At 47.5% G+C, this 18393-nt stretch carries 9 protein-coding genes; 8 read left to right on the top strand and 1 reads right to left on the bottom strand.

Annotation, left to right across the window (positions count from 1 at the left end; all coding sequences use genetic code 11):
- The first annotated feature begins 9 nt into the window (after window positions 1-9).
- From DXA36_RS12815 to DXA36_RS12790, 6 genes are all read left to right on the top strand, one after another.
- Entirely contained in the window at window positions 10-2436 is a 2427-nt protein-coding gene (locus DXA36_RS12815; RefSeq protein ID WP_118679766.1) for an alpha-mannosidase, read from the top strand.
- Between the two features lie 53 nt (window positions 2437-2489).
- On the top strand, window positions 2490-3455 hold the full coding sequence (locus DXA36_RS12810; RefSeq protein ID WP_118679764.1) for an ROK family protein: 966 nt from the start codon (window positions 2490-2492) through the stop codon (window positions 3453-3455).
- A 22-nt stretch (window positions 3456-3477) separates the two neighbouring features.
- Window positions 3478-6624, top strand: coding sequence for an alpha-mannosidase (locus tag DXA36_RS12805; RefSeq protein WP_118679762.1), 3147 nt, complete (start codon window positions 3478-3480; stop codon window positions 6622-6624).
- Between the two features lie 67 nt (window positions 6625-6691).
- Window positions 6692-9283 (top strand): glycoside hydrolase family 2 protein, encoded by a 2592-nt coding sequence (locus tag DXA36_RS12800; RefSeq protein WP_182479053.1) that lies wholly within the window; start codon window positions 6692-6694, stop codon window positions 9281-9283.
- A gap of 66 nt (window positions 9284-9349) precedes the next feature.
- Window positions 9350-11443: a glycoside hydrolase family 36 protein gene (locus DXA36_RS12795; RefSeq protein ID WP_118679758.1), complete on the top strand. Its 2094-nt coding sequence runs from the start codon at window positions 9350-9352 to the stop codon at window positions 11441-11443.
- Window positions 11444-11567: 124 nt separating this feature from the next.
- Complete coding sequence (locus DXA36_RS12790; protein ID WP_118679959.1) at window positions 11568-13991, top strand: alpha-mannosidase; 2424 nt, start codon at window positions 11568-11570, stop codon at window positions 13989-13991.
- Between the two features lie 81 nt (window positions 13992-14072).
- Here DXA36_RS12790 and DXA36_RS12785 read toward each other — a convergent pair whose 3' ends face one another.
- Window positions 14073-14810 (bottom strand): DeoR/GlpR family DNA-binding transcription regulator, encoded by a 738-nt coding sequence (locus DXA36_RS12785; protein WP_118679756.1) that lies wholly within the window; start codon window positions 14808-14810, stop codon window positions 14073-14075.
- A 236-nt stretch (window positions 14811-15046) separates the two neighbouring features.
- Between DXA36_RS12785 and DXA36_RS12780 the strand changes: the two genes are divergently transcribed.
- Both DXA36_RS12780 and DXA36_RS12775 read left to right on the top strand, forming a co-directional pair.
- Window positions 15047-17359, top strand: coding sequence for a pyruvate formate lyase family protein (locus tag DXA36_RS12780; protein ID WP_118679754.1), 2313 nt, complete (start codon window positions 15047-15049; stop codon window positions 17357-17359).
- Between the two features lie 50 nt (window positions 17360-17409).
- On the top strand, window positions 17410-18297 hold the full coding sequence (locus DXA36_RS12775) for a glycyl-radical enzyme activating protein (protein WP_118679752.1): 888 nt from the start codon (window positions 17410-17412) through the stop codon (window positions 18295-18297).
- The last annotated feature ends 96 nt before the right edge of the window (window positions 18298-18393 follow it).

Raw genomic sequence — 18393 nt, 5'->3', positions numbered from 1 at the left:
GGAAGGAATATGAAAGAGAAAAAGTTATATATGATTGGAAATGCACATCTTGATCCGGTGTGGCTGTGGAACTGGCAGGAGGGGTTTCAGGAGGCGAAGGCTACCTTTCAATCGGCTCTGGACCGTATGGATGAGACGGAAGATTTCAGGTTTTCCTGTAGTTCCGCCGCGTTTTTTGAATGGGTGGAAAAGAATAATCCGGCAATGTTTGCCAAACTCCGGAAACGTGTGGAAGAGGGACGTCTGGAACTGGTGGGCGGCTGGTGGGTTCAGCCGGACTGCAACATACCTTCCGGCGAAAGTTTCATCCGTCAGGGATTAATGGGACAGCGCTATTTCTATGAAAAATTCGGCAGAATGGCAACAACCGGATATAACGTGGACAGCTTCGGACACAACGGGAATTTGCCCCAGATTTTAAAAAAGAGCGGCATGGATAACTATGTTTTCATGCGGCCTATGCCGCTGGAAAAAGGGCTGCCGTGCAGAATCTTTAAATGGCAGTCCATGGACGGCTCTGAAGTGATGGCTTACCGTATCCCCTACGAATACTGTACCTGGGGCAAGGATCTGGAAAAATATACGGACCGCTTAAAATGTGAACTCACAGACGGAGAAGACGAGTTAATGATGTTCTACGGTGTGGGAAATCATGGAGGCGGCCCTACCAAAGAAAATATTAACAGCATCCATACACTGAATGACAGGGAAGATATGCCGATAATGGAGATGGAGACAACGGGCAGCTTCTTTGATCATATACGGGAGAACGGAAAAGAGTATCCGGTAGTTATCGGAGATTTACAGCATCACGCAAGCGGATGTTACAGCGTAATGTCACGGGTAAAGCGGGGAAACCGCCGGGCAGAGGATAAATTAGTGGAAGCGGAAAGCTGGAGCAGTATTGCAAAGGTTGTGGAAAACCAGCCCTACCCCGTAGATTTTAATAAGGCATGGAAAGGGGTGCTGTTCAATCAGTTCCATGATATTTTGGCAGGAACCAGCATTCCGTCCGCTTATGAAGATGCTTCTTACCTCTATGGACAGGCGATGGCAGTGGGACAGGAAGGATTAAACTATGCGCTGCAGGCGATTTCCTGGGACATTGATATCCCGGAGGATACTGCCATGCGCCCCATCGTAGTGTTCAACTCCCATGCATGGGAGGGGAAGATGGTCATTGATCTTGAGGTCAGAGGGCTTTCCAATGATACGTTTAAGCTTACAGACGCAGAGGGAAATGTGATTGCAGCACAGCGCATCCAGTCCGAAGCGACGGTGAACGGACAGTCCCGCCTGATCTTTACGGCGGAGCTGCCTTCCATGGGTTATGCGCTGTTCAAGCTTTACTTAAATGCAGAAGACGCACCTTATTTTCCGTCTGTTCCTGTTACGGATTCCACGCTGGAAAATGACAGATTTATGCTTTGTTTCTCCGAATCCACAGGATACCTTTCAAGCCTCTTCGACAAAAATGCTGCCCTTGAGGTGCTGCGCCGTGAAGGCGGACGGCTGGTGGTTATCGAAGATAAATATGACACCTGGGCCCACAATATCTTTAAGTTTGACAAACAGCTGGGCGATATGAAGCTGGTTTACAAAAAAGTGCTGGAAGAGGGACCGGTGCGTTCCACCGTCCGCGTGAAATATAAATACAACCAGTCCTATGTACTGCAGGACTTCCGTGTTTACCGGGAACTGGACTATGTGGAAGTGAAGGTTCACGTAGACTGGAGAGAACCCCAGACGCAGTTAAAAATCAGCTATCCGGTGAATTTTAACTTCAGAAGGCCCACTTATGAGATTCCATACGGCTATATCGAAAAGAGCGCCAACGGAGAAGAAGAACCTGGACAGACATGGTTTGATTTTACAGGTGAGCACTTTAAAAAGCAGGTGATGTACGGACTTGCTATTGCCAACGATGCAAAGTACAGCTACAACATGTCTGTGGATGAGATGAACCTGACGGTATTAAAGAATTCTGTTTTTGCCCATCATGATCCGAAGGTGCTGGAGGAAGGCGTAGAATACAATTTCGTGGATGACGGCATCCAGGAATTCACCTATATGCTGATTCCCCATACAGGCTCCTGGAAGGATGCAGATGTGGTGAAGCGCGCCAGAGAATTAAACAGGAAGGCTAAAACTGTAATTGAGACTTATCATAAAGGGCGGCAGACACAGAAGGCCTCCTTCCTGTCCCTGGATTGTGACCATGCCATTATTACGGCTGTGAAGGAGTGCGAGGATCGGGACGGCATTATCATCCGCGCCTATGAGACAAAAAAGCAGGCGGGGAAAGCGTTTTTAAAGATTCCCTTTATGGATAGGACACAGGAACTTACCTTTGCGCCCTGTGAGATTAAGACAATTAAGGTTCCTTATGACTGTAGCAGGCCCATCGCAGAAGTGAACATGCTGGAAATGGAATAAAAAGATAGCAAAAGAGCAGGAGGGTGCAGAATGATTGAGGAGGAATTTTTCGGATGAAATATCTGGCGGGAATCGATATCGGCGGCACCAAATGTGCCGTCACAATTGGAAAGGCGGAGGGAGAGGACATCACGGTTCTCTTCAAAGAAAAATTTTCAACCCCGGGAAAACCTGCAGAAGCGGTGGGAAAGCTGGTGGATACGTTAAAGGAAATGGTGGCAGTCCATTCGGAAATTTCGCTGTCAGCCATCGGCATAAGCTGCGGCGGCCCTCTGGATTCGGAAAATGGACTGATTCTATGTCCTCCGAATCTGCCTGACTGGGACAGGATTGATGTGGTGACTCCTTTTAAGGAGAACTTTGGCGTGCCCTGCAGTGTGCAGAATGATGCCAATGCCTGTGCGTTAGCGGAGTGGATCTGGGGCGCGGGAAAAGGGATGAAGAACTTGATTTTCCTGACTTTTGGAACAGGGCTGGGTGCGGGTATGATTTTGAATGGAAAGCTTTACAGCGGTACCAATGATATGGCAGGAGAGGTGGGACATGTGCGCCTGGCCAAAACCGGTCCGGAGGGATACGGTAAAAAGGGATCCTTTGAGGGTTTTTGCAGCGGCGGCGGAATTGCCAGATATGGTATCCCCAAAATTCACGAATGGATTGATCAGGGGAAGCAGACTGCAATTTTGAACCGGGGGCAGAAAATCGAAGAGGTGACAACGCAGGATATCGGCCTTTCGGCGCAGACGGGGGACGAACTTGCCCTTGCTATCCTGCAGGATACCGGAAAAATGCTGGGCAGAGGAATTGCCATGCTGATGGATATTATAAATCCTCAGCGCATTATCATTGGCAGCGTATTTTTACGCCAGGAGGAGATTATGCGTGCCCCAATGGAAGAGGTTATTGCGAAAGAAGCATTGTCTTATACTCGCAAGGTGTGTCAGGTGGTGCCCGCAGGCCTTGGAGAACAGCTGGGCGACTATGCGGCACTGTCAGTGGCAGGAAACTTATTACAATGAGTGATGGTGAGGAAAACGGATAATGAAGGTAAAAGATCCTAATTTTGTACTGGAGAAAATAGAAAAATATATTGATGAGGACATCCGGCCTTCCAGGATTTTGGAATCGATGGATATCGAGTCCTGGAAATATTTTGAAACTTCCATGGATGAAAAAAAAGATGATGCTTTCACGCCCGGTTACGACGACGGCAGCTGGGCAGATTTTAAGCTGTGGGATACTTGGGGCGGCTATGATAAGGTGGCGTGGTTTTGCACTACAATTTCGGTGCCGGAAAGCTTTGCAGGAGGACAACTGGCATTAAAAATGCTGGTGGGCCCCAGAGATGGCGGCGATTCCACGGCTGAAGCGCTGCTTTACATCGACGGAAAACCGGTACAGGGCATAGATGTCTGGCATGAGGAGGCGCTGCTGGAGGAAAAGCTGTGCAGACAGACACAGATGCATCTCGCTCTGAAAGCATGGAGCGGCGTATTGGTGCCGCCAAAATTCCGCACCTTTAAGCTGGCGCAGCTGGTAAAGCTGGATATGCAGGTGGACCGGTTTTGCTTTATGGCGGATACGGTACGCCGCTGCGCACTTTTGCTGGATGAGAATGATCTGAAGAGAGTCCGTCTCACCAGATTGTTGAATGATACCTTTAAAAAAGTGGATTTCTTAAACTACAAAGAGGAATCCTATTATAAATCCGTGCATGATGCGCTGGACTTTCTTGCGGGAGAGCTGGAAGAACTGGCAAAAGCGGAAGAAATCAAACCTACTGTTTACGGCGTGGGGCACTCTCATATTGATATGGCATGGTTATGGCGGCTTTGCGCCACACGGGAAAAGGCATCCCGCACTTTTTCCACGGTATTAAACCTGATGAAACAATATCCGGAATACCGTTTCATGCATTCCTCTCCTCAGCTTTACAAGTTTTTAAAGGAGGATTATCCTGAAATTTATGAACAGGTAAAACAGCGTATCAGGGAAGGACGGTGGGAAATTACCGGAGGAATGTGGGTGGAACCTGATACCAACGTGCCTTCAGGAGAATCGCTTGTACGTCAGTTTGTATATGGGAAGAAATTTATCCGGGAAGAATTCGGAAAGGAAACAACGCTGGTATGGTTACCGGACGTTTTTGGATACAGTGCCGCTTTCCCCCAGATCATGAAAAAGAGCGGCATGAAGTACTTCATGACTACGAAAATTTCCTGGAACCAGTACAACCACTTCCCTTATGATACTTTTATGTGGAAGGGTATCGATGGCAGTGAAATTTTCACTCACTTTATCACTACTCCGGAAGATGGCTCCTGGTTTTACACCTATAACGGACATATGGATCCGGAGGAAGTGACCGGTGTCTGGAAAAATTATAAGGACAAGGATAAAAACGAAGATCTGCTCATCGCCTTTGGCTGGGGAGACGGAGGCGGAGGACCGACCCGTGAGATGCTGGAGCAGAGCCGTGTGATGAAAAACATTCCCGGCATTCCGAAAGTTGCCAATATCGGCGCGGAAGCGTATTTTGAAAAAATATACGAAAAGACAGATCACGACAGACTGGGCAAATGGGACGGAGAGCTTTATTTTGAACTGCACCGGGGAACTTATACTTCACAGGCTGCCAATAAGCGGTATAACAGAAAGACGGAAATCCTGCTGCATAACATAGAGTTTCTCTCCGCCCTGGCTTCTTTGGACAAAAGCTGTGACTACCCGAAGGAAGCGCTGGATGAAATCTGGGAACGGATGCTGTTAAATCAGTTCCACGATATCCTGCCCGGTTCCTCCATCCGTCAGGTTTACGAGGATACCACAGCAGATTATGAAGCCATCGCAAAGAAGGGCGGCAGGCTTTTGGAAAGAGCAGCCTCAGCGCTGGCGGCAGATATTCGGGTAAACCGTGATTCTGTTGTTCTGTATAATACGACAGGCTTTACGAGGGAGGATCTGGTGCACATACCCTATGGGGAGAAGGTCACGCAGGACACGTTTTTTGTGGATGAAACAGGGTTTTTGGAATGCAGTGCGGGAGAGGCCGGCATCCTTGTGTACGTAAAAAATATTCCCGCTTACGGTTATAAGACGCTGCAGATTGCGGAGGCAAAAGAGTGTCCGGCATCTGACGTCAGGGTTGCAGGCAACAGCATCATCACCCCGTTTTACTCGATAGAATTAAATGAAAACGGTGAGATAGTATCCCTTTATGATTTGGAGAATGACCGCCGGATCGACTGCGGCAGACCGATGAATGTGCTGGCGGCGTTTGAAGATAAACCCCAGCGGTTTGATGCCTGGGATATCGATGTTTATTATAAGGAAAAGCCTTACGCACCGTTTGTATTGACAGGCAGGGAAGTGATTGCGGAAAGTGGCCGGACAATCATCCGTCAGCGCTATGCCTTCAATAAATCGAGCCTGTCTCAGGACATGATTCTGTATGCAAAGATCAGAAGGATTGATTTTGTGACAATGGCAGACTGGAAAGAAGAACAGGTATTCTTAAAAACTTATTTCCCCGTGGATGTGCATGCCCGGGAAGCGACATATGAAATTCAGTTCGGCAATTTAAAGCGGCCCACACATACCAACACGGAATGGGATTTCGCACGTTTTGAGGTGCCGGGACATAAGTGGGCGGACCTGTCCGAGGAAGGCTACGGCGTAGCCATCCTCAACGACTGTAAATACGGCTATGACATCCATGAAAATGTTCTGGGTTTATCTCTGATTAAGTCCGCGGTGCGCCCTGATGAGACGGCGGACAGAAAAGTCCATCATTTTACCTATTCTCTGTATCCCCACGCAGGAAATGCAGAGAGCGCGGATGTGACAAAGGCTGCATTAAACTTAAATATGCCCGTTCTGATAAAAGAGATTGCAGGAACAGATACAATGCAAGGCTTTGCAGCAGGTAGTTTTGTTTCCACAGAATGCAGCCATGTGCTGCTGGATACCATCAAGATGTCTGAGGACCGGAAAGCAGTAGTGGTGCGTCTATATGAATATAAAAATGAAAAGGACAGCGATGTCTGCTTGATTTTTGGCAGAACGGTGAAACGGGTGACGGAAACCGACCTTTGCGAAGAGCAGGAAACAGAGATAGAATTATCTGACAACAAAATGCATTTCGGAATCGGCTGTTACGAAATTAAAACATTTAAAATTTATGTATAAAGAAAAGCTGATGTGGGCCGAAGTCCGTACGCTTCGGCCCATGTTGCTTTCAGGCGGGAGAATTTACATGAAATTGTCATTATCCGGACAGAAATGGGAAGTAAAAGGGTACTGGCCGTATGTGCCGGTTAAAGAAAAGAGTATGGAAACAGGGCAGCTCCTGCACGGTGTGACGGACTGGATTGCAGCGAAGGTGCCCGGCGGGGTACATTATGATCTTTGGAAGGCAGGGCTGATCGAAGATCCCTGGTTTGGAAAAAACAGCCTCCACTGTGAGTGGGTAGAAAACCGCTGGTGGATGTACCGCACCACATTCCCGGCCGTGATGGAAGGGTGCAGCCTGCGAAGCAAAAAATGGTATCTGGTTTTTCAGGGGCTTGATTATGAGGCTGAGATTTTTTTCAATGATGAAAACTGCGGAACCCATAAGGGAATGTATGATTCTTTTTGTGTGGATCTGACCGGAAAGCTCAAAGAGGAAAACAAGCTGGTGGTCCTCTTAAAAGGTGTGCCCCGGGAAATGGGTCAGATTGGTTATACCTCCCGGACTTCCACCCAGAAAAGCCGCTTTAATTACAAATGGGATTTCTCCACCCGCTTAGTTAATATCGGCATCTGGCAGGATGTGATATTAAAAACGCAGGCGGAGGCAGCCTTACAGGATTTGTATGTAGATACGGATTATGCGGACGGCAGGGGGATCCTGCACGTGAAGGCGGAGATTACGGATGAGCGGGAACGTAAGGAAAGGCCACTTTGTGTGCGCCTGAATGTCTATGATCCGGATTATGGAAGGGGAGAGAATAACAGTCCCAGCCTGACCAAAACGATATCCCTTACAGACAGCTTTCTGAATGAAACGCTGGCAGTCAAAGAACCTTCCCTGTGGTATCCAAACGGTATAGGCGCCCAGCCGCTGTATAGGGTGGAAGTTGAACTGTGTGAGGAAGCGGACGAGAGCAGCACAATTCTGGACTGCCGGACAATCCGGACCGGAGTCCGTTCTTTTTCCATGGAACAAAACGAGAGGGCGCATGAAAATGCGCTGCCTTATACCTTTGTGATAAACGGAAGGAAAATTTATATCAAGGGTGTCAATATACTTCCGCTGGATCATATTTACGGCAATGTTACCAGGGAACAGTATGCCCATCTGGTTGATGCCATAGTGAATGCCGGAGTGAATCTGGTCCGTGTCTGGGGCGGCGGGCTGATTGAAAGGGAAGACTTTTATGAACTCTGTGATGAAAACGGGATTCTTATCTGGCAGGAATTTATCCAGTCCAGTTCCGGTATTGATAATAAGCCCTGTGAGGATGCTGCTTTTCTGGAACTGCTCAAAAATGCGGCAATAGCGGCGGTAAAAGAGAAGAGAAATCATGTTTCCCTGACGGTTTACAGCGGAGGAAATGAGCTGATGGAAACCCATAACAGTCCCTGTGGCCTGGAAAATAAAAACATTGCCATGCTGCAGGAAATTGTAACCGGATATGACGGGCACAGAGCTTTTCTTCCCACGTCCGCATCCGGACCCAGAGAATTTGTGACACAGGAAAAAGGGGTCAGCCATGATGTACACGGTAACTGGCGGTATGAAGGAAATCCTGACCACTATGTGCTTTACGGGGAGTCGGACAATCTTTTCCACAGCGAATTCGGCATGGACGGAACCTGCAGCGTGAAGAGCCTGCAGAAATTTTTGCCGGAAAGCTCTTTGCGCCCCACACCCATGTCCGGGGATGCCGACTGGCAGCATCACGGCGAATGGTGGGGGACATATTTCAGAGACTGCAGCCTGTTTGGCCCCATAGAAAAAACACCGGACAATCTGGAGCGTTTCACAAGATGTAGTCAGTATGTACAGGCGGAAGGCCTTCGGTTTATTCTTGAGGCGGACAGGAGAAGAGCGTATCAGAACAGCGGTGTCATCATCTGGCAGTTAAATGAGCCCTGGCCCAATGCCTCCTGTACAAATCTGGTGGATTACTATGGAGAAACGAAAACCGCTTATTATCAAATGAAAAGAGCCTATGAGGCCCGTCATATTTCCCTGGATTACCGGACTCTCTGTCTAAAAGCCGGAGAAACTGCCGCTTTTCCCGTGTATGTATCCAATAGTCTGAAAGCATTCAGGGCAATTGCGGCTGTTTATGTGCGAAACAGCGCCGGACAGTTTCTGTATGAAGAAAAGCTGTCGGTGGATGCAGCCGAAAACCAAAGTACAAAGGTTGGAGAAGTGAGATTTCCGGTGCCAGAGGAAGACTTGATTTTTGTGACCGCCATTTTGGAGGCGGATCATACCCTGCTATCGGAAAATACATATGTTTTCGGCACAGAGGAAAAAGAAGTGTTCGCGTCCCTGTTCAAACAGAAAACACAAATAGAAATCCTGTCTGTGAACTTTACAGAATTGCCGGAAAACAGGCGGAGTGCGGTGGTTACTGTCAAAAATACCGGTAAGAGAGCGGCTCTGGATGCAGGCTGCGAACTTATCGGAAATCAGTACTATCTGTTAGGGAAGGACAATGACAGAATCCTGTTCCCGCAGGAAGAAAGAACCTTTATGTTTACATTAATCCCGAAGCACGCAGGCACTTTTCTGGAAAAAGAGAACTATGACGGGACGGAAGAGCCGGCATTTAAGACACACTGGCTGTAGCAGACATCAAACAGGAAGGAAACGGGCATTACCACAGGAGGGAGGTGTCCGGAAAAAGGATGAAAAATGGGACAGTATTATTATATAGAGGAAAACGGAATTCATCTGGTTTTTATGGTTTCCGAAAAGAAAGAAGTTTTTTTTCTTCACTGTCAGAAGAGTGCTTTTAGAGAGACTGTTATTGCAGAAAAGGAGTTGGAAGGATACCGTCTGGTAGAGGTGCAGGCTGCCGGAGAAGATCAGGATGACCATCACGGCGCAAAGTATACGGGAACGTTGCCGGGGCGGCGGCTCCTATTTGAACGGCTTCTGGATGACAGGACTGAAAGGGGCCGCCTCATTACGATTGTACAGAAGGATCCGGTGAGCGGACTTTTCGTAAAGAGCAGATTTTTATTTACAGGTGCGGCAGCGGTGGTGGAGAGCTGGACGGTTGTGGAAAATAGAGGAAATGAGTCCGCAGGTCTTACTTATATTTCCAGTTTTTGCTTAAACGGACTGACCAAATCGGCAGGAGTGCCCTGGGATCAGGCGGCAGAGCTTTCCGTGCCCTCAAATAGCTGGTACGGGGAATTTCAGTGGAAAACCAATACACTGCCTCAGCTTGGTATGTATAAAGTATTTCAGTATTCCACAAAGCGCCTGTGCTATTCGTCTACGGGCACATGGAATTCTTATGAATATCTGCCTATGGGCTATGTGTCAGACACTCTGACCAAAGAGGGCTGGTATTTTTCCATTGTCCACAATGGCTCCTGGCACTGGGAAATCGGGGACAGCAGGGATCAGCTTTATCTGCAGCTTTCCGGTCCCACAGAAGTAGAAAATCACTGGTATCGGGAACTTCTCCCGGGGGAAAGCTTTGAGAGCGTGCACGCGGCGATTGCAATGACGACGGAAAGCTTTGAGGACGCGGTGGCGCAGATGATGGTGTGGCGGCGTACAATGCGGCGGAAAAATGCGGATAATGAAAAGCTTCCGATCATATTTAACGATTTTATGAATTGTCTGGGAGGAGATCCCAGTGAGGAAAAAGAATATCCGTTGATCGATGCGGCAGCGGAAATTGGCTGCGAATATTTCACTATTGATGCAGGCTGGTATGCCCGGGGTTCCTGGTGGTCCAGAGTAGGGGAATGGGAACCGGCAAAGGAACGCTGGCCAAATGGAATTCATAAAGTCCTTTCCTATATCCGGGAGAAAGGGATGATACCGGGACTGTGGCTGGAGATTGAGGTCATGGGTATCCATTGTCCCATTGCGAACCAACTTCCTGACGACTGGTTTTTTATGCGTCACGGAAAACGGGTTATCGATCATGGAAGATATCAGCTGGATTTCCGTAATCCTGCCGTGCGGGAGTTTGCAGACGGCGTGATTAGGCGTTTGGTGGAGGAATACGGAGCAGGATACATAAAGATGGATTATAACATCAATGCCGGAATTGGCACACAGCGGGCGGCCGACAGCGCCGGAGACGGCCTTCTTTCCCATAACAGGGCCTATTTGGAATGGCTGGATCATATTTTCATAATTTATCCTGACCTAATCATAGAAAACTGCGGCAGCGGCGGGATGCGCATCAATGATGCCCTGCTTACCCGGCACAGCATTCAGTCCTCCAGTGACCAGACCGAATATACTGCTTATGCGGCGATTTCAGCGGCGGCTCCTGCCGCGGTGACTCCGGAGCAAAATGCTGTGTGGTCATACCCGTTATTTGACGCGGACTTGGAGCAGACCGCTTTTAATATGGTAAACGCCATGACCATGCGCATTCACCAGAGCGGACATCTGGCCCGGCTGGCGGCGGAAAACAAGGTTTTGATCAAAGAGGCGCTGGATTACTATAAGGGCTGCCGTCATCTGATCGGCAGTTCCTTCCCGTTCTGGCCGCTTGGAATGCCTGCATTTGATGACAAGCGGTTTTCATTGGGATTTTATAACGAAGAATGTGCCCATCTGGCGCTGTGGCGTGTAGAGGATGAAGGGGACTGTGTCATAATCCCGCTGGATGGCTGCAAGAAGAAAATCCGTGAAGTACGGCTTGTGTATCCCAAAGATCTGCCCTGCAGTTGGGAGTACCGGAAAAAAGAAAACTGTCTGGCGGTGAGTCAGCCTGCAAAAAGTGCGCGCCTGTTTCAAATTATTTATGCATAGAGGTACCAACATGAGCAATGTGATTATTATCACTACAGACCAGCAGCGGCGGGATTCCTGCTAAACAGAGAAAGAGATCAGGAGAGGACAATAGAAAACGAATAAGAGGAATGGGAGCATGATAATGGAAAAAAATCAGTATTATATGGTGGGATATACCCATATTGACCCGGTATGGCTCTGGATGCGGGAGGAAGGAATGCAGGAGGTGAAATCCTCTTTTACCTCCGCACTGGACCGGTTGGATGAATTCCCGGATTTTAAGTTCACCCATACCAGTATCGCTTTTCTGGACTGGCTGAAAGAAAACTGTCCGGCACAATATGGAAGGATCCGTAAAAATGTGGAAGAAGGGCGCTGGGAGATTGCAGGCGGCATGTGGGTGGAGCCGGATTGCGATCTTGCTTCCGGAGAGGCCATGATCCGGCATTTCCTTTACGGCAAAAAATTTGTCAGGGAGGAGTTTGGCGTAGAGGTGACGGAAGGATTTAACCCGGACAGCTTCGGGCATGGCGCCAACATGCCTGCGATTTTAAGCGGCTGCGGTATCCGCAGTTATGCCACCTCCAGGCCTGATCCCAAAACGGTAGCGCTTCCGCCCCTGTTTAACTGGAAATCCCCGGACGGCAGCAGCGTGATGACAGAGCGCACCGGAGGGGAGTACATGGCGTGGACAAGACCCGCCATTGAGTTTAACCTCAGCGAAAGCAGACAGCAGCTTTCCGAAATCGGATATGACAAAATGGCCGTATTTTACGGCGTGGGCAATCATGGTGGCGGCCCTACCATGGAAAATATCCGCGCGATTTGTGAACTGCGGGAAGAAACCAGGGATGCAAAACTTGATTTTGCCACTATGGGCGAATTTTTTGACGCGGTAGAATCGGAAAAACTGCCTGTTGTGACAGGGGAACTGGGACGGATTTTTTACGGCTGCTATAGTTCCGATCGGGAAATCAAACAGAATAACAGAAAAGCGGAGTGGACACTGTTAAAAGCGGAAGCGGTTGCAGCGATGGCGGCCAATATGGGGACGGCTTCTTATGTTCATCCGTCTCAAAAGCTGGAAAAAGCCTGGAAGGAGATGCTCTTTAACCAGTTTCACGATGTGCTGGCGGGAACCAGCATCGAACCTGCCTCAGATGCAGCCTGCCGGGAATTCGGGGCGGCCATTGCGGAGGCGGAACATATCATCCGGGATGGCCTGCAGGCGGTTGCCAATGCAGTGGATACCAGAGGGGATGGCTTTCCTCTGGTGTTATATAACCCTACGGGAACGGAGTTTTCCGGCGTTTTTTCGGCCAATGTGTATGTACCAAGGGCGGGGAAAAAGCGGATCCGTTTGCGGGACGATAAAGGAGCGGAAATTCCCTATGCCGTTACGGAGTATAAAAACTGGGCACCAGACAGCAGAAGAACCATTTTATTTGAAACGAAAATTCCGGCATACGGATATACGATCTGCCGGATTATCCACGAAGGTCCCAATCAGGAAAACACAATGCAGGCCCTTGGGGCAACTGAAACAGAACTGGATAACGGCATTCTTAAAGTGACGTTAAACGGCGAAACGGGCTGTCCTTCTTCCATCCTCCGTGAAGGAAAAGAATTGCTTTTAGCGTCTGCCGCAGTCAAAGTATTTTACGATGACCGGGGTGCCTGGGGAGAGAAGATATACGAGGAAAAACTGCTTGGGGCATTCCGCATGACAGGAAGCCGTGTCCTGGAAGCGAACTCCATGCGTTGTATCGTCCGGGTATTTCTGGAATGGGAGCGCTCCGAAATGCGCATTGATTATATCCTGGAGAAGGGCAGCGACATACTGAAAACGGATATTCGGCTGCATAATATGGAAAAGCACAGGCAGATAGCATTTTGCCTGCCGGTAAAGGCAGAAACACCTTCCGTTGTGACAGAGGCTTCGTTCCTTGCAGAAAACAAGATTGATTGTATGGATGTAAACAGAGAGCATTATCAGCACCGGTTTGCGGATATTTCGGATGAAAAAGGAAGCGGCATCGCCCTGTTAAATGACAGCGTATATGCCTGTGCCCAGGCCGGAAATGAATACCGCCTGATCCTTTCCCGCAGCAGTATTCATGCCCGGGGCAACGCAGGCCCTCTTGCAGAAGATTTGGATTACTGTTATATGGATCAGGGAACCTGGGATTATGAACTTCGGCTGATTCCCCACAATACGCCCATTTTTAAGAAACGTCTGTTTGAAGAAGCGGACTTTCTGCATATGCCGGCAGAATATTTACAGGACAGCTGCCATGCGGGAAATAAGTGGCTGGCATCGGACAGTCTGCTGGATTTTGAAAAGGAAAACGTAACCGTCTCCTGTGTCAAACAGAGCCTGGAACATCCTGATGAACTGGTGATCAGAGCCTTTGAGACAGAAGGAAAGGAAGGGACCCTTACGGTTTCCTGTAAAAACCAGAAAGCGCGGATCGATTTTAATCCTTATCAGATTAAAACGCTTCGCCTGACGAAAAAGGGCTTTGCAGGATGTGACATGCTGGAGCGGGTACAAATAGAGGGGTGAGCATAAATCCCGCCGCATAAAGAGCGGCAGATGGTTAAGGAATGAGGAAGCGCCAGAACATAACGGAAAGTACGACTTTATTTAAGAACATAAAATAAAATTGTTGTAGTTTTCAAGATCTTTTGGTATTTCATCAATCAGGATAGGGTATTCATCAAGATTGGCAACCTGAACCATAGTAACAATTCCGTATTTAGTATGATCCAGTAAAAAGTAAGGCTTACTGGAATTATTTAAGGCAAGCAATTTGATAACGCGTTCATTCATATCGTGGTTGGTGATGCCGGATGTAATGGAGAATCCGCTGGCGCCAAGGAAACACTTGTTGAAATAAAGTGTTTTCAAGGTGGCTTCTGTTATAGGGCCAATACATGAATTGGTAGTTTTTTTTATAGAACCGCCGATCATGATGCAGGGAATATCAAGAGCAGTCAGTTGGTTGATATGAGAAATCCCGTTGGAGACAACGGTGATTTCTTTTCCGGCAAGATAAGGAATCATTAAATAGGTGGTGCTGGAGGGATCCAGAAAAATAGTTTCACCGTTTTCTACCAAACCGGCGGCTTTTCTGGCAATGCGTTCTTTTGCTTCTTTGTTCATTTCCAACTTTGTTGAAATAGTAAGTTCAACAGACTTCTGCATCAGGCGGACTCCTCCTCCGTGCAGAAGGGTTATTTTTTTTCCTTTTTCCAGTTTTATTAAATCTCTTCGCAATGTAGAGACAGATATCCGCAGCTCTTCCAAAAGATAATCAGTGGATAAGATTTCATTTGAAGACAGAATTTCCAAAATTTTTTCTTGACGCACAGCGGGAATCATTTAAATTACCTCATTTCTGTTAAGTAGTAAACCAATATAATTGTATTTTATTATAGCACGAAGCGAATATAAAGTGAATAAAATTTCAAAATGTTATGAAAATATATGAAAATATTTGAATCCGAATGTTGCTCTATACACAACTAAGTCAAATTAAAAAGGAGAAGAAAAATGTATGATGAAGTAAATATAAAAAGGTTCGGGAAAAATCCGATTGGCTGTGAAAGGAGATAGTAATGGCAACAATAGCAGATAGAAGTGATTTTACATTGGAACTGGAGTTTACTGGAATATACAGGGAGAACGAGTCCGCGCACAGGGCGGTACGGGAAGCCAGATGTCTGGCATGGCAGCTGCCGCGCATCATACTTGATATAGAAGAGGATGATTTGGTGCCGGGGGGATGCCACTATGGTGCGGTTGGCTTTTCCAGCCAGATTGGCGGTTTTTTATACTATGCCCATGAGGAAAAAATACAGGAGGAAATTGACAGAAGTCAGGATCGTCCGGAATATTGCAGTTTGCTAAAGCAGATGTGCAGCTTTTGGAAAAAAGAAGATTGCAAATCCAGACTGCGGCGGCGTTATAGCAAGAGGCAGCTTCTTGCTATGCCAGCTGATGACTGGGAAGAGAAAAAGGCGGTAACTTATCCGCTTTATCGGATAGCAGGAGGAATTTTGGACTTTCAAAAGCTTCTTTCACTGGGCCTTCCGGGACTTATGGATTTGGTGGAGGAAAAATGCAGTCATGTGCAGCCTGACAGTGAAGAAGAGGGAGTATATGAAGGAATGCGTTTAAGCCTTCAAACACTGCGGGAGATTATACATATTTATGAAAAGAGGGCGGCAGAAAAAGTGGTCCTGTTCGGACAGAGAGAAGATACCCCGGCTAACAAAAGGGCGATTTTGCGGATGCAGGCGATTCAGAAAGCCATGGCATCCATCCAAAAGGAAAAGCCTGTGCATCTTCTGGAAGCTGTGGAATTGTTCTGGATGTACGTACTGGTATCCGAGGTGAGAAATTATGGCCGGATTGACAGTTACCTGGGAGGATTTTATGCAGATGATATTGACAGCGGATATCTCACACAGGACGAAGCCGATCTCATCATACAGAAGCTCTGGGAACGGATGGGAAAACGCCGCACTATTACGGATGGCCGTATTTTTATAGGGGGAAGAGGGCGGAAGGAAGAGAAAAAAGCAGATCGGCTTGCAAAAGCCTGTATCAAAGCTACAAGGAAATTAAAAAATCCAGATCCACAGTTATCTCTGCGGTTTTATCAGGGTATGGATCCTGAAATTCTTCAGATGGCCTATGATGCAATTGGTGAGGGGTGTACCTACCCTATTTTATACAGGGATGAGACGGTTATCGGGGATGTCTGCAAGGCTTTTGAACTGCCGGAGGAAATTGCAGAACATTATGTGCCGTACGGATGCGGGGAATATGTAATAGACCATGCCGGTTTTGGCACGCCAAGCGGTGTGATCAACCTGATGAAAGGGCTGGAACTGTTTTTATATATACCGGGCGTACAGAAAGAACCTGATGCGGAGTATCTGCGGTCAGAAACAGGCAGAAAACGGCTGATGGACCTGCGGCACGAAGCAGGGATTACTCAATGGGCTGAAGAATATGAAACTTTTGATCAGTTTTATAAAGCGTATCAAAAATGGATTTCCTTCCATATAGAAATAATGGCAGAACAGGAAAAGCTGGAATATGATTTCGCAGGGGAGGTCTGCGGCCTGTCCTATCTGTCTATTCTATATGACGACTGTATTGAACGGGGGAAAGGGATTTTTTCCGGTGGTATCCGTTATCTTGGCGGTACCTTGGAAAGCTACGGAAATGTAAATACGGCGGACAGCCTGACGGCCATCAGAAAGCTGGTATATGAACAGAAGCTGATTGGATGGCGGGAGTTATTATGTGCGTTAGATGTTGATTTTAAAGGATATCTTCTGCTTCAGAAAAAGGTGAAGAACTGTCCCAAGTTCGGCAATGATCAGGAAGAAGCAGACAGTATGATGAAAGATCTGCACCGATTTGTCTGTCTGACTGCAAAATCACAGGCAAAGCGGGTGGGGCTGGACAGTTATTTAGTAGTAGTGATTAATAACAGTGCGAATACAACGCTGGGACTTCTTACCGGAGCAGGTGCGGACGGAAGGAAGGCCTGTACGCCTATGGCAAATGCTAACAGCCCACAGGCGGGAGCGGATCGAAACGGAGTAACAGCAGTACTTAATTCCATGCTGCGCATAGATACGGATATTCATGCAGGAGCGGTGCAGAATATTAAGTTCTCAAAGGAAACTTTTAATGATTCCCGGTCTGCGGCAGTTAAAGTAATAGAGAGCTATTTTGAACGCGGCGGGGCACAGCTCATGATTACGGTGGTAGGCCGGGAAGATTTGGAAAATGCCCTGAAACGACCGCAGGACTATATGGGGCTCCTGGTAAGGGTGGGCGGTTTCTCAGCCAGGTTTGTGGAACTGTCTAAAGAAGTGCAGGGTGAAATTTTAAGTCGCAGCTGCTATTAATTTTAGGTATTATAAACACTTGCCGGTATATAACAGCTTTGGAGGAAAAGATGACAGGAGAGATTTTTTCAATAGAGCGATTTTCGCTCCATGATGGTCCGGGGATACGGACAAGCATTTTTTTAAAAGGGTGTTCTTTACATTGTATTTGGTGTCATAATCCGGAAAGCCATGAGAAAGGACCTGTGCTGCAGTATTTGGAGAAGGAATGTGCCGGCTGTTTTGCTTGTGTATCGGCTTGTCCTGTCAATGCTCACTGTTTTGTAAAGGGCCGGCATTTGATTGACCGAAAAAAATGTACGGGCTGCGGAACGTGTAGTCTGGTTTGCCCGGGAGATGCATTGAAGATTTGGGGCAAAACTTATAGGATCGAGGAAGTTATGCAGGTGATTTTAAAGGATGCCTCCTATTATGGAACAGATGGAGGGGTCACCCTTTCCGGCGGAGAACCGCTTTTGCAGCCGGAATTTGCTGCAGAACTATTAAGAGAATGTAAAGACCGGGGAATCGGGACCTGTGTGGAAACCGCGGGATGTGTACCACAAGAAGCCTTTTATAGAGTTCTGGATACCACGGATTTATTTTTGTATGACTATAAGCTCGACAGTCAGGATCAGATGAACCGTTATACCGGGGGAAGTCTGAAAAGGGTGATGGAAAATCTGGAGCTGCTGGTGAAACATAAAAAAAGAGTGGTACTGCGCTGTCCCATCATACCAGGAATTAATGACACGCAGGAACATATTGAGGCAATCGCAGCGCTGGCGGACAGATTTTCATTAAACAATATCGAAATCATGCCATATCACGGGTATGGTGAAGATAAATGGAGGCAGGCAGGAAAAAAATATGTGCTTTCGGGACTTCCCAATATGGGAAAAGAAACGGCGGCGCTCTACCGGGAAAAGATATATGCCTTCAGGAAAAAGACAGTGTAAACCTCACCCACGAAATTCCAAACAGAAAGTTACGCTTGCGGTATTATATAAGAGTGGTATCCTGTATTTATAAGTATTACCGGAAATGGAGTACCG

The organism is Eisenbergiella sp. OF01-20, from assembly GCF_003478085.1.
Classification (GTDB): domain Bacteria; phylum Bacillota; class Clostridia; order Lachnospirales; family Lachnospiraceae; genus Eisenbergiella.
This window is presented reverse-complemented; position numbering and strand designations above follow the sequence as displayed.

Coding starts and splice junctions, on each gene's coding strand:
- DXA36_RS12815 (WP_118679766.1), top strand. CDS start 10: ATGAAAGAGAAAAAGTTATATATGATTGGAAATGCACATCTTGATCCG.
- DXA36_RS12810 (WP_118679764.1), top strand. CDS start 2,490: ATGAAATATCTGGCGGGAATCGATATCGGCGGCACCAAATGTGCCGTC.
- DXA36_RS12805 (WP_118679762.1), top strand. CDS start 3,478: ATGAAGGTAAAAGATCCTAATTTTGTACTGGAGAAAATAGAAAAATAT.
- DXA36_RS12800 (WP_182479053.1), top strand. CDS start 6,692: ATGAAATTGTCATTATCCGGACAGAAATGGGAAGTAAAAGGGTACTGG.
- DXA36_RS12795 (WP_118679758.1), top strand. CDS start 9,350: ATGGGACAGTATTATTATATAGAGGAAAACGGAATTCATCTGGTTTTT.
- DXA36_RS12790 (WP_118679959.1), top strand. CDS start 11,568: ATGGAAAAAAATCAGTATTATATGGTGGGATATACCCATATTGACCCG.
- DXA36_RS12785 (WP_118679756.1), bottom strand. CDS start 14,810: ATGATTCCCGCTGTGCGTCAAGAAAAAATTTTGGAAATTCTGTCTTCA.
- DXA36_RS12780 (WP_118679754.1), top strand. CDS start 15,047: ATGGCAACAATAGCAGATAGAAGTGATTTTACATTGGAACTGGAGTTT.
- DXA36_RS12775 (WP_118679752.1), top strand. CDS start 17,410: ATGACAGGAGAGATTTTTTCAATAGAGCGATTTTCGCTCCATGATGGT.